Source organism: Lacihabitans sp. LS3-19 (genome assembly GCF_024343575.1).
Classification (GTDB): domain Bacteria; phylum Bacteroidota; class Bacteroidia; order Cytophagales; family Spirosomataceae; genus Leadbetterella.
The window spans coordinates 19,462-34,745 of sequence record NZ_RJUA01000123.1 but is presented as its reverse complement, the minus strand read 5'-3'; the positions used below and the strand labels follow the sequence as shown (position 1 = coordinate 34,745).

Genomic DNA, 15,284 nt, shown 5'->3' with positions numbered 1-15,284 from the left:
CTATCCACAAATATCTAAAAACATCAACGATTCTAAACCTATTAATTATAGTAGGTTACAATCTTATTTTTATTTCGGTGCCGCTATCTGGTGATGAAATTATTTCTAAACCAGCTCCTAACTTCTCTGCTCTTTTTCTCATATTATCTAAGCCATTTCCCTTTTTAACGAGAGAGCTTTCAAAACCCAAGCCATTGTCTTTCAGTGACATAAACCGATGTCCGTTTTTCTTAATAGCTGAAAACAATACCGAATCAGCATTAGAATATTTGGCCGAATTATTCATCGCTTCTTTGAAAAGATACATTAGCTCTCTTCTACTTGCAGGATTTAGACTTATGGAATCGAAATTTTCATTTATATCCGCCTTGAAATCAATATTTTTACTTTCGAATATTTCTCTCCCGAAATCTATAATTCGCTCTAGCCAACCATCTTCTTGGTCATTGGAGGGGTTTAATTCATATACTGCATTTCTCACTTTAGCCAATATTCCTCTTGATTTTTCGGCGATTGTCTGCAGTCTATCCGTGAGTTCGATGTCTTCCTTTACCCTTCTTTTGCTAAGTTCAGCATACATGGTGAGACTACTCAAAGACGCCGCTAAATCATCATGAAGATCGCCCGAAATCTGGTTTCGTAGTAATTGTTGTCGCTCCTTTTCAAGGAGGTTTTGTCTGAACTTATAGCCAAGTGCTAAGGAAAACAATACGATTTCTATCATCGAGCCGGTCATTAATACATATTCCTGATTTAAAGAACTGATGATTCCCAAGTTTTGCAAAGCTAGTATGGTGGAAGCTGACGTTAAAAAAAAGATAGCCAATGCATAGTAAAATATTAGCGGATTGCGAGCTTTTATGTAGACATAACATATCAAATAATAAAGAAAACTAAACATCAAACTAAGGGCAATAGCAAAATAATTAATCTGATTAGGGTGCCAAAAAGGTGTTATTATTAACAAACCTATTGAGCTAATTAAAATTAAAATTTTCATCGCTTTCCAATTTCTCAGTTTTTGGTCTAAATCAAGAAATTTCTCAGTAAATAGCGTTATAAATATATACGATAAATACAAAAACATTAAAAAAGCATACTGGTTAAATGGATGGTTAGACCAAAAATATTGGAAGGCAAAACCATAAATAGAAAACTGAAATAATCCGAAAGACAAAATATAAATCATGTAATACAGATATGTTTGGTCTTTGATGGTAATCCATAGAAATAGGTTATAGAAAGAAATCAAAATGATAAATCCAATAAAAATACCCCAAACAAACTTCCTATTGCTCTGATGCTCACTTATGGCAGATTCATTCCATATCTTAATCGGGAGTTTCAAGTCCCGACTTGTATTGGCTTTGAGATAGATTTCATACTGCTGATTTTCAATAAGGTTTAATTCGAATGTCGGATTGGGGTCTTTTAGGAGATATTTCTCAAAGGGCAAGTTATCACCCGTCTTAGCATAATAAATTTCTTTACTTTTTTCAAAAATCCAAATCTCTACCTCACTCAAGCGTGTATTTTCTACTTCTAAATACCACTTTTGGTTAGACTCATTACTTAAATCAAATTTAACCCAGCCGTTTGCATCAGTATAAAGAAAATTGGGCAATGGACCGTTTAAACGATGGAATGAGTTTGAAAATTCACTTTTTTTAATTTCCGGCCTTGTAAATGCTAGTTTTTTATCTAAAAACACCTGATAATCTGTAGGTTCAAGACTTTTTAGGCTATTTTTTAAAATATTATTTTCAATCTTAGAAGGTAGATTTATTTCATTTGGTTTAAAATAATTCATTCCACTAATGCCTCCAAAATACATCACTCCCGACAAAGAATCCCTATAAGAACTATAACCATTAAACTCAAACCCTTGCAAACCGTCGTTCATATTAAAAGTGTGAAAAACAGCCGCTTCAGGATCAAATTTAACAATTCCTTTATTCGTGCTTAACCACAATTTATTTTTCTCATCGACTTCTATTGCATATATAAACTCACTCGGTAGTCCTTCCTCTCTTTTGTACCATTTAAGACTCCCTTTTTCTATATCTAACCTCACCAAACCTTTAGATGTACCAATCCAAGCGAAGTTACCTATGGTTTTCATCACAATTGGTATACAAGAATCGAAGATTTTCTTTGTGCTATAGGTTTTAAAATCATCTTGTGTATTTAGCTCATATAATCCATCATTATATACACCTATTAAAAGTCTCTTATTTGACAAAAACCTTATCATAGAAACCCTTTTTTCTTGAAAAACTGAGCTCAATTCTTGCAAATGACTCTTTTTATTAACTTTAAAAATCCCTGATTCTGTACCTACCCAAAGATTATTTCCATACTCCTCAATAACTCGTATAAAATTCAAGGACATTTTACTTTTTTTCCCTAAAACTTCTTTAAATCGCCCATTTTCGAGATAAGCCAAACCCTCCGAAGTTCCTACCCAAATAGTCCCATTTTTATCTTTATGTGTATATCTTATCGTATTAGAAGGCAAAATTTTCGTATTCAAATTATAGAAACCTTTAACGATACTTAAATCAGAGGCATTAACTTTCCAAATACCCGACTGCTGTGTTCCTAGCCATAAAGCGTCGCCATCTTGCAGAATAGTTCTAATTGAAAAATTCTGCATACTTTCTGGCAATTTGCCTTCTAAATTCAACCTATAAGTTCCGAAATTTCCAGGAAGGATTTGGATTTTATCAATACCATATGGGTCGGTGTTGGCCCAAACAATTCCATCATTATCTACAAATACAAAACTAACTTCGTCATTGTGAAGCTTAAAATTCGAGAAATTACTTTTAGCTGAAATTTGTTCAAATGTTTCATTCTGTACATCAAAAAACAATAGTCCATTTTTCTCAGTCCCAAGCCAAATATTACCTTTCCTATCTGATGAAATATCGAAAATGTGACCTATTTCTTTATTTTCTTTAAATTTATTCCATCTTTTTATGGCAAAATTTTTGGTATCCAATCTAATTACCCCATCAAAAGTGCCAATCCAAACGAAATTGTTTTTAATATGAATCTTTACTATTTCTTCGGGCTTTCCTACAAGATTTTGCTTATTTTTTGAAAAAAAATAACTTATTTTCTCTGATTCAAGGTTATATCTTAGCAAACCATCTTCGGCATGAATCCATACGTTTTTACCTTGATCATTTTGAGTAGTATTTACATTGCTAAAATAATCGGTGGTATATTTTTCTTCCGAAACTAGTATTTTTTGTTTTTTGGTTATAAAATTATAGGTCAAGAGGCCAACTTTGCTAACCCAAAGTGTCAGTTCTTCTCCCAAAACACTTAGAGGGAAAACCTCATTTTTTTCAACAATCCCTTCTTTGTTTCTAAAATAAATCTTCTTAAACTTTTCGGTGTTTCTATCAAAAACATTCAAACAGTTTTCAGTTCCTATCAAAATAATATTCTCCTGATATCCAATTATCTTTTTTATTTCTATGCCGTCAATAGTGAATTTATTATTTTTTGAAGGATAATAGACTTTCATTTTTTGTCCATCCCAAAAATTCAGCCCATCCATTGTTCCAAACCACATATTACCTTCCAAATCTTTATACATAGAATATACAGATCCCTGGGAAAGACCATTTTCTGCACCAATATGCTCAATCCTGTATTTTAGTTTTTGGCTAAAACTCGACATTGAAATACATAATATTAGAAATATTTTTAGTGTCTTCATGTATTGATTTTCAAACAATAGCTCTGCCACTTTGGCAGAAAACTAGCGAATGGTTTAATTATTGATGACAAATCTAAGAAATTTTAACGTTTTAGTATGAAAAAGGATAATCAAGAAGAAGAAGAATTGAAAACAACAGACCAATCAAACGAAAATGAGTCTCCTGTGAACGAATCAGAGGTTTTTGAGGAAATAATAGGTGAAACTCATAAGTTAGAAGCTGAAGTTGCTGAAGCGAAAGATAAATATATCAGACTTTACTCAGAGTTTGAAAATTATAGAAGACGTACAGCGAAAGAAAAAATCGACACAATCATGAATGCCACTGAAGGCTTAATGAAAGAACTAATCCCTGTATTGGACGATTTTGAAAGAGCTCAAAAATCAATGGAAACCTCTGATGACGTAAAAGCAATTAAAGAGGGTATTGACTTGATATTCAACAAATTTCAAAAGACTTTGACTAGCAAAGGCCTTAAAGCTATGGATTCAAAAGACCAAGTTTTCGATGTGGAATTGCACGAATGTATAACGCAATTTGCTGCTGGAGAAGAAAAGAAAGGAAAGGTAGTTGACGAAGTTGAAAAAGGCTATTACCTTAACGATAAAGTAATTAGATACGCTAAAGTGGTAGTAGGTAGTTGATTAATTGTGTTTTTTGGGAAATTGAAAAATTGGTTATTTGATCAATTAGGTTAATCGAAAATTTACATAATTTTCAACTTAACCAGTTCAAATTTTCTTTAAAACAAAATTCCTTAATAAAAGCGAATTATAAATAAATATAGCAAAATATACCGATAGCCATCGGAAATGTTTGGCTACAAGCTAAAGAAATATGGCAAAAAAGGATTATTATGAGTTGTTGGGAGTTGCAAAGAGTGTAACCACAGATGAACTAAAGAAGGCGTACAGAAAATTAGCCATAAAGTACCATCCAGATAAAAACCCTGGCGACAAAGAGGCGGAAGAAAAGTTTAAAGAAATAGCTGAGGCTTATGGCGTTTTGTCAGACCCTGACAAAAAGGCAAGATATGACAGGTTCGGACATGAAGGCGTTGGTGGTGCCAGCGGTTTTGGCGGCCAAGGAGGCGTAAACATGGAAGACATCTTCTCTCAGTTTGGCGATATTTTTGGCGATGGAAGCCCATTTGGCAGTTTCTTTGGCGGCGGTGGTCGAAGCGGCGGTGGTCGTAAAGCTGTCAGAAAAGGCTCTGATTTAAGAATAAAATTGAAGCTGAATGTAGAAGAAATAGCCAATGGTGTAGAAAAGAAAATAAAAGTAAAACGCTATGTTGCATGTAAAGTTTGTACTGGAAATGGTTCAAAACATGGCACATCGCTTCAAACATGTGGAACTTGCCAAGGTTCTGGACAAATAAGACGTGTACAGCAGACCATGTTGGGTCAGATGGTCACTACCAATACTTGCCACGTATGTAATGGTGAAGGCAAAGTGGTATTAGACCGTTGTGAGTCGTGTTTTGGCGAAGGTAGAGTACTGGAGGAAGACATGATTTCAATAAAAATACCTGCAGGAGTTGCCGAAGGTATGCAATTGTCGATGTCAGGCAAAGGAAACGTACCTGCAAGAGGTGGAATAGCTGGAGATCTTTTGATTCAGATAGAGGAAGAAGAGCATCCACAATTGAAACGCGACGGAAACAATATCATCTTTGACCTTCCTCTAAACTTTGTAGATGCGGTTTTAGGTAAAGAAGTGGAGATTCCGGTAGTGAGCGGAAAAGTAAAAATACATATTAAACCTGGCACTCAGGCTGGAGAAGTGTTAAGATTAAAAGGCAAAGGATTTAAGGATATCAATGGCTACGGAACAGGTGACCAGTTAATTTATGTGAATATTTACACACCAAAAAGTGTGAGTTCAGACGAAAAAGCAATCTTAGAAAAGCTAAGAGACTCGCCAAACTTTATGCCGAAGGTAGGCTCTGACAACAAAAGCATATTCGATAAAATGAAGGATTTCTTCAAATAAGCAAACTATAGAATCCAAATACAAAACTCTGATTTTGAGCAATTTTAGCTACTAAATCAGAGTTTTTTTTATTTTGCAAGAAATTAAAAACAATCGTTATTATGCAATATTTAAAGTCTTTTATTAATCAATCGAAAATCTATTTTCATTTCTAAAATAAACTTTTCAAGTACCAATCTACTTCCTCTTTCCAAATACTAACTTTCCACCTTTCAAACTTACCACCTTTCAAACTTTCAAACTTTCAAACTTTCCAACTTTCAAACTTTCCAACTTACCAAATTACCAAATTCTAACTTTCCAACTTACTAACTTTCAAACTTACTAACTTACCAACTTACCACTTCTCCCATGGAAACTTCTTCCTAGCTTTTCTATTACCACCTTTTGGAGCCAAGACAGCATCTGGCACTTTTTGTCCTTTGTTTTTGTCCCAAAGAAAATGAACTCTTGGCGGATATAGATATCTACCAGCGAACACTCCTGTTACCAGGTCCCCATGTTGATGTTCCATTCTTACGTGGCAAGTTTGCATTGGGCATCTGGGAGCCCAGCAAGAACCCATAGAAACTACAACAAATATCAATAATATTAACTTTTTCATAATGGTATCGCTATTCTAATCCCTGCCGTTTTACTAAAATATAAGCCTTTGGTCCCAGGTTGTCTAAGACTTTTATTGCTCAAAAAACCAAAATGCAAAGGCACGTTTTCCAAGTCGTCCGTGCTTGCGGCGGCGTCAATACTCGTATATTTTCCCATTCCCAAACCAGCGTAAGCATCCAAAAACAAATGCTTGTGCAAATGAATATGCTTTCCAAATTTAAGATGAACAGCCTGAGTTTTTTCGGTATATGCCACATTTTCAAATTTTGCGAATGAGGGTAAAGTTGTTCCACCAACACCAGTTGCCATATCAACCGTTCTATCATATTGACCTTGAACATATTCGATAGAATAATACCTACCAAAAGGTTTTTTATCTAAGGCATAAAACGGAAACCAATCAGAGAAATACATTTTTATCTCGCCTCTAAACTCTTTATTCAAATTTTCTGCTTGGTTTTTCTTTACATATTTATTGAAATTTCCGGACCCCTTTCCTTTTCCATAATCAAAACTAAAACTGAATTTGCCGAAAGGAGGTGCTAGTTCAGCCCCATACTGTAAGGTATTGTTATACCCAAACAAAGCAGTTGGATTAAATCTCAGCAACAAAAACGGAATATGAGTAAACTTAACAGGATCACGAGATGCAATTGGCTCAGTAGCCTCCACAGCTGCCATCTGAGCATGAGAAAAGCTTACTATGCCGACAAAAAACAATATTTTATAAAACTTTCTCATTAAATTTCATTTATTTTTTCCAATGAAAAATCAGGCAAAACTTTGAATTGGCTTATGCCTGAAGGCGATTTTACCAAAATTTTATTTGAATTTGGAAATACTCTAAAAAACTCTGCTTTTTCGATTGTCTTTTCTGATCGCCTTACCAATTCTTCTCCATTTTTTATTTCATAAACTCCTAAACTTCCCGAGCTTGAGAGCATTACTATTTTTCTATTTAAAACCTTTGTGTCAATTATTGGGTCTGATTGAAAATCATTTAAATAAAGAAGCTCTGTAGCTGCATTTATTTTAAACAAAAATACCTTGGAGACTATATTTGGTTGGCAATTAGTATTACCATTTGAAACAACCACAAAACTATCCAAAATTGCCATTTTATCACAGATGCTGAAATTGTAGTTTTTCAGCTGGTTAGTTTTTTTTATTTGAGGAAAATAAATTTGCAAACCCGTTTTAGTCATCAACAACAAAGTATCCGAGTTACCCGCAATGCTTTCTATTTCTACGGAATCAGCCGAGTATTTGGTTAGATTCAGGTTAGATACAAAATTTGAATTAAGAAAATACAATTCATTCTTTTTCAAAAATACATTTTGTTGGTCGGTGGTTTCATTGAAAAAGTTTACTTCAGTATTGCTTCCCAAAATTCGTAAAGAGCCTATTTCTTCCATTTTTGAACAGGAAAAAAACGCAAAAATCAATATTAAATATATCCAACGCATAGCTTATCTGTAACAATTTAACTTTTTATCAATCACTTTCTTTTCCCATTCCACCACAAAATCTACCGAATCGGGACACTCAAAATACACATTTCGCTCAATCGGATAATTGGGAAATGAGAACAAATCTGCTTTACGGTTAATTAAGCCGAAATTGCTTGAAACAGCCAAAACAGAATCCTCTTTCCCAGGATACAGCTCTAACTTATCAAAACCCGAAATTCTAAAAGCTATCAAATCGTTGCCATTGTCACAGATAATGTGGCCGTCTTTAACTGTAAATTTTCTAATGGCAGGAATTGAAATAAAATACAAAGCCTGGGGATTGGCCGATTCTGGATCGCTATAAATTTGGATACCTTTTGCATACTCGGCGATGTACAAGTATTTACCATCTACAAACATATCTGAAGGATTTTCCAAAACACGGGGATTCTCAAGTTTGAGCAAACCCAAATCCGTTTTTTTTAGTGAAGTCTTAATAAAATACCCTTCGTTGGCATAGGAAGGGTCGTTTTCTTGGAAGCTTTCAAATTTTTGACAAGAACTCAACAGTCCTACAAAAACCGAAAGCAATAGTATTTTATGCATTAAGGCGTGTTTTTGTTTTCAACATTAATTCAATAAACGTTCCAAAAATGTGGCTTGGTATAAAAAATCCTCCCTGAATTTTCGTCAGGAAGGATTTTCTTTATTAAAATTAGAAATTCTAATCTAATTATTTGTTGCCATAAGCATAGTAATATTTCATCGCCTTGTCCATATTGGCTTGTAAATCAGCTATACGAGAAGCATCAGCAGGGTGCGTAGACAATAATTTCGGTGGTTTTTGAGAATTTTTACCTGCCTCTTCCATTCTTTGCCAAAAAGCAACGGCTTCATGTGGGTCATAACCCGCCATAGCCATAAAAATCAAGCCGATTTTGTCTGCTTCTGATTCTTGTTTTCTACTGTTTGGTAAAACACCTCCGAGTTGAGTACCTATCCCCAACACTTGGCCTGCAGCTTCCATTACTCTTTGGTCGCCTGTGGCAACTCCAGCCGCTACAGCACCCACTTGTGTTAAGCCTTGAGCCATCATTGCCCTGCTCATACGCTCACGGCCGTGCTCAGCTATTGCATGAGCCACTTCGTGCCCCATTACTACCGCTATTCCTGCATCTCCTTTACATATTGGCAATATACCTGTATAAAAACACACTTTGCCTCCAGGCATACACCAAGCGTTCAACTCTTTAGACTCCACTGTACGAAACTCCCACTGATATCCGTCCAATGCCGAACCCATATTTTGCTGAATTAAATAATCTTCAGCTGCTTTTTTGATTCTCTCTCCAACTCTAGACACCTGTTGAGCATCCGCTTTGCCAGCTGGTACTTGCTTTACTGTATCCAAAAAACCTTTGTACTGCTGAAAACTTAATGTCATCATCTGGTCCCCAGAAACTAAGCCAACAAATTGCTTTCTGCCTGTCAAAGGCACACGTTGGCAAGCCCAAAAGAAAGTGCCCATCACAAGCACAGTTATCACAAGTTTAAGTGTTTTGTTCATTTTCTGAATGTATAATTTTATAAATTAAAGTATAATAACGCTAAATTAATTGATAGATTTAATAGCTTAGACTTATTTTTGTGAAAAAGTAATTCTAATTATATGAAAATATTAGCAGTAGGACGCAATTATGTGGAGCACATAGCCGAACTGAACAATGAGAAACCAGATCAGCCAGTAATTTTTTCGAAACCTGAAACGGCCATTTTAAAAAACAATGAGCCTTTTTATTATCCAGCTTTCTCACAAGACATTCACCATGAGGTGGAAATTGTATTGAAAATTTCGAAAATTGGAAAAAATATTGAAGAGAAATTTGCTCATAAATATTATGATGAGATTGGCCTAGGAATAGATTTTACGGCTCGTGATATCCAGTCAAAACTCAAAGCCAAAGGTTTGCCATGGGACCTTGCGAAAGGATTCAATGACTCCGCTCCTATTTCCGAGTTTATTTCGAAAGAAGGAATTGAAATGAATAATCTTAATTTTTCACTTGACATAAATGGCGAAAGAAAACAAACTGGTAATACCAGCATGATGCTTTATACGTTTGATTATTTGATAAGTTTCATTTCCCAATATTTTACTTTAAAAACCGGAGATTTGATATTTACAGGAACGCCGGCCGGTGTTTCGGCAGTTAAAATCGGCGATAGATTGGTAGGAAAAATAGAAGATAAAGTGATGTTGGATTTTGAAATAAAATAAATGAGATTTTTAAGTGTTTGTGTTTTCCTTTTTTTAATAAATTTTTCATCTTTTTCTCAGTCAAAGTTTCCGAAAGGTTACTTTTTAATGCCTATACAGCCAGGCCAACGCACTTCACTGTCAGGTTGCTTTGGAGATATCCGAACCAACCATTTCCATGCTGGTCTTGATATCCGAACGGGCGGCGTTGAAGGCAAAAACGTACATGCAGCCGCAGCAGGCTATGTTTCTAGAATTAAAATCCAAAATGGAGGCTATGGGAATGCCCTTTATATTACGCATCCTAATGGCTACACTACGGTTTATGCTCATTTGAAGGTTTTCAACGACACACTTCAAAAGTATTTGGTGCGTCAACAATATGCTCAAAAAACATGGGAGATTGATTTTGAACTTGAGCCCAATCAGTTTCCTGTTAGAAAAGGAGAAATAGTGGCATTGTCGGGAAATACAGGTGGTTCGGGCGGACCGCATTTACATTTTGAAATTAGAAACGCCCAAGAAGAAATTCTTGATCCTTCTCAATTCGGATTTTCTGATTTAAAGGACACCGCACCGCCGATTATACAGTTTATTTCCTTAAAAACCATGTCTTCTGATGCTCGAATAAATGGAAAATTTGGAATTTTTAATTTCCCTGTAGTCAGAGGAAAAGACGGTTTATATAGAATCGCTCAGAAAATAACTGCAAAAGGCACGCTTGGATTGGAAGTATTGGCTTATGACAAGGCCTCAAATAGTCCTTTCAGACAAGGCGTAAGTCAAATAAATTTGGTGGTAAACCATAAACCCGTGTACAATTTCCGACTGGACAAAATGCCGTTTGACAATAAACTTGACATGAATGTCCATGTGAACTATGAAAAATTGACCACTTCTGGCCAAAAAATACATAAATGTTATGTAGAGGAAGGAAATGGGCTAGATTTATATTCCACCAATACTACCAATGGAAAGTTTGAAATTGAGAACGAAAGCAATATCGTCGAACTTAGAGTAAGCGATGCGTTTGCCAATACCATCTTTGCTGAGTTTGAGATTTTGAAAGAAAAAGAGGCTATTAATACTTCAATTCCAAGCTCTAAAATAAAAACGGAAATTATTGACAATTTCTTAAAAATTGAAGTTGAGGATTTTGCAAATGAATATTCCGGATTGAGTATTCTTAAAAACTATACGCAAACACAAATACCTTTTGATGAGGCATTTGAAAGAACAAAAATAAAAATCTTGGACCTCAAAAATGGTCTACCTGACGCAATTCAGGTTAATGGAATCATTGCCTCCATGCCTGTAAATACGTATTTAAGCAAGGAAAACCCCAGAATAGAAAAACAAAACCTTAAGTTTAATTTCAGAGAGAATTTGTACCATGACGAATTTGTGAATATTACAAGCAATGAATCTGAGATATACTTTCATGAAGATATTATTCCGCTTAAAGGCTATATTGATATAGAATGGAAAAAAACAAATATTCCTGCCAATCCTGAAAAATACAAAGCCTATCTAAAAGGCTCCAAAATGAAGTATTTGGGTGGCGAATGGACCAATAACATTTTGAAATTTCAGACCAGAGAGTTTGGTACTATACAAACTTTATATGATTTTGACCCACCTGCTATAGCCCCAAAAGGTCTTACGCAAGAAAGTTTAAAATTCAGGATTTCGGATGGTTTATCAGGAATAAAAACCATAGAATGTTTTGTGAATGACGAGTGGGTATTGATGAATTTTGAATATAAAAATGGGATGATTTGGTCAGAAAAATTAGACCAGACGAAACCTTTTCTTGGAAATGTAGTTTTAAAAGTAACTGACAATTGTAACAATATACAAACTTTCGAAACAGAAATAACAGAAAAATGATACTAGAAATAGGACAAAAAGCCCCAAATTTTGAAACAATAAACCAAAACGGAGAAACCGTAAAATTGAGTGATTTTGCAGAAAAAAAAGTAGTTTTATATTTCTACCCAAAAGACAATACCCCTACTTGTACCACGCAAGCGTGTAACCTTCGCGACAACTACCAATCATTGATGGCAAAAGGATATACCGTTTTAGGTGTAAGTATTGACAATGCCAAATCCCATCTAAAATTTAAAACTAAATTCGAACTTCCATTCGACCTTTTGGATGATTCATCTCAAAAAATGGTAAATGATTACGGTGTTTGGGTTGAAAAAATGATGTATGGCAAAAAATACATGGGAACAGCAAGAACAACTTTCATCATCGACGAAAACGGAAATATTTCTGACATAATAGAGAAAGTTGAGTCAAAAAGACATTCAGAGCAGATTGCTTAAGAATTGCTTTTTTTTAATGATTATGGTAAAATGCCAATCCTGATTCGAATAAACCAATAGTTAATTCAGAATAATGTAATTTTGCAAAAACCAATCCTCAAAATTGCAAGAAACGGAAGCTCCTAACAGGTATTTTATTGTAAACAAACCTTATAACATGGTCTCGCAGTTTGTGGGTCATGATATTGGGAATATGTTGGGCAAAATCAATTTTGATTTTCCAGAAGGTACGCATGCCATCGGTAGACTCGACAACCTTTCTGAAGGTTTATTAATATTGACTACAAACAAAAAAGTCACCAAGCTCTTATTTCAAAGTAAAGTCCCACACAGAAGGACCTATATCATTCAGGTAGACGCTTGTCTGACAACTGAAAACATTGAAAGTTTACGAACAGGTGTAAATATATTGTTAAGAGGAAATTCTTGGTGGATTACCAGCCCATGCGAGGTAGAATTGATAGAAAAACCGGACGAAATATACAATATTGTCAATACGCTTCATCCTCGACACCCACACAAATGGCTCAAAATGACACTCACAGAAGGAAAATATCATCAGATAAGGAAAATGATAATTGCAGTAAACAACAAATGCAAACGCTTAATCAGAACTTCGATAGAAGACCTAGAACTGGGTGATTTACCGGTGGGAGAAGTGAGAGAATATACAGAACAAGATTTTTTTGAGAAATTGAAAATTGAAAATTATTCCTCCCAAATACAAAAAAATCATTTACTTTGATTTGAAAAAAAAACTTTATTGTGAAAATATTTATTTTCAATCAATTATGGTAATCTAATAAATTACTAAAATTTCGGACTAAATTAAAATACTAAAAATTAATAACTTAAAAAATTATTTGAATTTCAAAGTGCTAAATATCAATATTTTATTGACTTCTAAATAAATACTAATTGGTCCTTATATTTTTTTTGCAGTCCGTTGTAAAATTTCGCTTCCTCAGGAGTATTTATAAACAAAGACGTTGTTAGCGAAATTTTTCAGAGGATCATTGCAAAAAAAGTGTTTTTTTTGATTCTTTTTTTTCAAAAAAAAAGAATGCCCGCCTGGCAAGGCACATAATGTATGTAATTTAGAATTATTGATATTACTTTAATCCCCCCAAATTTATGCTTAAATATTTATTGTTCTTAATCCCATTTCAGGTTGCTGTAGCACAGGCAGACACCATTTCTTTCACTTTAAACAAACAAAGCAATATTTGTATAAATGCCCGAATAAACAATTCTGATACCATAAGTTTAATGTTTCATACTTCCAATACTGGCCTTAACGTCATAAAAAGTAGTGCAGAAACTAAAATCCCACTTCGTGATAAAGAAGGCATAGAAATAAAAACTTGGGGTGGAAATGCAGAAACAGAATTCAGCAAAAACAACTCACTTTATATAGGAAGACAAAAATGGGAAAATCTGGATATATTTATAGATGACAATTCTGGCCCCGGTACAGATGGCAAGTTTGGGTATGATATGTTTGAAAACAAAATTGTATCTATAGATTATGACCAAAAACTGTTGATAATTTCGGAAAACTTACCTCAAAAAACCAAAGGTTACCAGAAGATGAAAATGAGTTTTTCGAGAGGAAGTATGTTTATAGAAGGAACTTTAATGATAGGCAAAGAAATATACAATGACCATTTTATGTTTCATTCTGGCTACGGAGGAGCGATTTTATTAGATCCCAAAATTGCCGAAAAATATAAAATGGCAAACTTAAAAACCATCAGCACTTCTGAATTGCGAGATTCTTTTAACAATGTTTTTAAGATCGAAACCAAACTGCTTCCAAAAATCAAAATAGGAAAGAAAACCTTAAAAAATGTTCCAGTTAGTTTTGCTGCCAGGTCTTCAGAAATTCCGATGAAAGTATTTGGCAATGACCTTTTAAAACGATTCAACATCATTTTTGATTTTCAAAAAAACGAAATCTATCTAAAACCGAATGGATTGTGGAATATGGCGTATAATGTCAAAAAGTAGTTATCTATTTTAGCCACTCCCATTACAACACACTAAATATCAACACCTTACAATTTCATTATTTTCCTAAGAGCCTTAATTTCATAAAAATTCAGTTTCAAAACATCAAATGAGACGTCTCAATTTATAATCTGAAACGAATACTATTATTTTTAAAATCAAATTTGTCTTATCAAAATCGCAACGGTGTGGTTTAAAAAAAAATACAAATATGAAAAAGCTCTTGGTTTTACTTTTATTCCCTTATTTCTCATTTGCTCAATTATATGGAAAAGGAAAAATTCTTACCCGAGAATTCGATTACAAGAACTTTGAAAGATTAAGAATCGAAGACTTTGATGGTCAAATTGAAATAGAAATAGGAAAATCGTACGCGATAAAAGTTTCGATAGATGAAAATTTAGAACCGCGGCTGCGAGTAATAAAAAATGACCAAGATGGCTCATTAACTATAAAATTGCAAGGCAATAATAACGGCACATTATATTTGGAAGACACACACATAAAAATCCATGTCAGTATGCCTTATGCCTCTGAGATAAAACATCGTGGCAATACCAATGTTAGCGTAAGTGGCATTCAGGGTCGATTATTTATGTTCGAAAACAACGGTAATGGAAACGTAAACCTTGAAGGCCAAGTGGACGAACTTCTAATAAGTAAAAACGGCAATGGAAATGTTAATGCCCAAAAGGTTCCTAGTAAAACAGCCAAAGTCAAAAGCTATGGAAATGGAAATGTGACAGTTAGCTCTCAAATATCGCTTACTGCTCATGGTTCGGGTAATGGTAGCGTTATGCAAGCGGGGAATGGTAAAATAGAACCATTATCTGGAATAATAGGAAATGGAAACGTTAGGAAAATATAAACAAATAGGTTTTTAAAAGCGTTAATCTTT

14 protein-coding genes are annotated in these 15,284 nt (G+C 34.3%); 8 read left to right on the top strand and 6 right to left on the bottom strand.

What is annotated here, in order from left to right; genetic code table 11:
- Positions 1–55: 55 nt before the first annotated feature.
- Complete coding sequence (locus EGI22_RS20255) at positions 56–3,733, bottom strand: 7TM diverse intracellular signaling domain-containing protein (RefSeq protein ID WP_255070274.1); 3,678 nt, start codon at positions 3,731–3,733, stop codon at positions 56–58.
- 96 nt (positions 3,734–3,829) lie between these two features.
- On the opposite strand from EGI22_RS20255, the gene EGI22_RS20250 reads away from it, so the two are divergent.
- Both EGI22_RS20250 and dnaJ read left to right on the top strand, forming a co-directional pair.
- Complete coding sequence (locus EGI22_RS20250; RefSeq protein ID WP_255070273.1) at positions 3,830–4,378, top strand: nucleotide exchange factor GrpE; 549 nt, start codon at positions 3,830–3,832, stop codon at positions 4,376–4,378.
- A 193-nt stretch (positions 4,379–4,571) separates the two neighbouring features.
- Complete coding sequence (gene dnaJ, locus EGI22_RS20245; RefSeq protein ID WP_255070272.1) at positions 4,572–5,729, top strand: molecular chaperone DnaJ; 1,158 nt, start codon at positions 4,572–4,574, stop codon at positions 5,727–5,729.
- A 337-nt stretch (positions 5,730–6,066) separates the two neighbouring features.
- Here the strand turns inward: dnaJ and EGI22_RS20240 are convergent, their stop codons facing one another.
- The 5 genes from EGI22_RS20240 to EGI22_RS20220 all read right to left on the bottom strand — a co-directional run bounded on the left by EGI22_RS20240 (position 6,067) and on the right by EGI22_RS20220 (position 9,353).
- The gene (locus EGI22_RS20240) at positions 6,067–6,333 is read right to left on the bottom strand and encodes a hypothetical protein (RefSeq protein WP_255070271.1); all 267 of its coding nucleotides are present in this window, start codon (positions 6,331–6,333) and stop codon (positions 6,067–6,069) included.
- A complete protein-coding gene (locus EGI22_RS20235; RefSeq protein ID WP_255070270.1) occupies positions 6,330–7,076 on the bottom strand; it encodes a hypothetical protein in 747 nt (248 codons plus the stop codon). The genes EGI22_RS20240 and EGI22_RS20235 overlap by 4 nt, the downstream gene beginning before the upstream one ends.
- Positions 7,076–7,750, bottom strand: coding sequence for a hypothetical protein (locus EGI22_RS20230; protein ID WP_255070269.1), 675 nt, complete (start codon positions 7,748–7,750; stop codon positions 7,076–7,078). Before EGI22_RS20230 ends, EGI22_RS20235 begins: the two co-directional genes overlap by 1 nt.
- Before the next feature lie 54 nt (positions 7,751–7,804).
- Entirely contained in the window at positions 7,805–8,392 is a 588-nt protein-coding gene (locus tag EGI22_RS20225) for a hypothetical protein (protein ID WP_255070268.1), read from the bottom strand.
- Between the two features lie 127 nt (positions 8,393–8,519).
- Positions 8,520–9,353 carry a M48 family metallopeptidase gene (locus tag EGI22_RS20220; RefSeq protein ID WP_255070267.1) on the bottom strand — a complete coding sequence of 278 codons (834 nt, stop codon included), beginning with the start codon at positions 9,351–9,353 and terminating at the stop codon, positions 8,520–8,522.
- A gap of 102 nt (positions 9,354–9,455) precedes the next feature.
- On the opposite strand from EGI22_RS20220, the gene EGI22_RS20215 reads away from it, so the two are divergent.
- From EGI22_RS20215 to EGI22_RS20190, 6 genes are all read left to right on the top strand, one after another.
- On the top strand, positions 9,456–10,064 hold the full coding sequence (locus EGI22_RS20215) for a fumarylacetoacetate hydrolase family protein (RefSeq protein ID WP_255070266.1): 609 nt from the start codon (positions 9,456–9,458) through the stop codon (positions 10,062–10,064).
- 87 nt (positions 10,065–10,151) lie between these two features.
- Positions 10,152–11,933 (top strand): M23 family metallopeptidase, encoded by a 1,782-nt coding sequence (locus tag EGI22_RS20210; RefSeq protein ID WP_255070265.1) that lies wholly within the window; start codon positions 10,152–10,154, stop codon positions 11,931–11,933.
- On the top strand, positions 11,930–12,376 hold the full coding sequence (bcp, locus tag EGI22_RS20205) for a thioredoxin-dependent thiol peroxidase (RefSeq protein ID WP_255070264.1): 447 nt from the start codon (positions 11,930–11,932) through the stop codon (positions 12,374–12,376). The genes EGI22_RS20210 and bcp overlap by 4 nt, the downstream gene beginning before the upstream one ends.
- 103 nt (positions 12,377–12,479) lie before the next feature.
- Positions 12,480–13,121, top strand: a complete 642-nt coding sequence (locus EGI22_RS20200) for a pseudouridine synthase (protein ID WP_255070263.1) — start codon at positions 12,480–12,482, stop codon at positions 13,119–13,121.
- Between the two features lie 389 nt (positions 13,122–13,510).
- Entirely contained in the window at positions 13,511–14,386 is an 876-nt protein-coding gene (locus EGI22_RS20195) for a hypothetical protein (protein ID WP_255070262.1), read from the top strand.
- Positions 14,387–14,597: 211 nt separating this feature from the next.
- Positions 14,598–15,254, top strand: coding sequence for a DUF2807 domain-containing protein (locus EGI22_RS20190; RefSeq protein WP_255070261.1), 657 nt, complete (start codon positions 14,598–14,600; stop codon positions 15,252–15,254).
- Positions 15,255–15,284 lie beyond the last annotated feature (30 nt).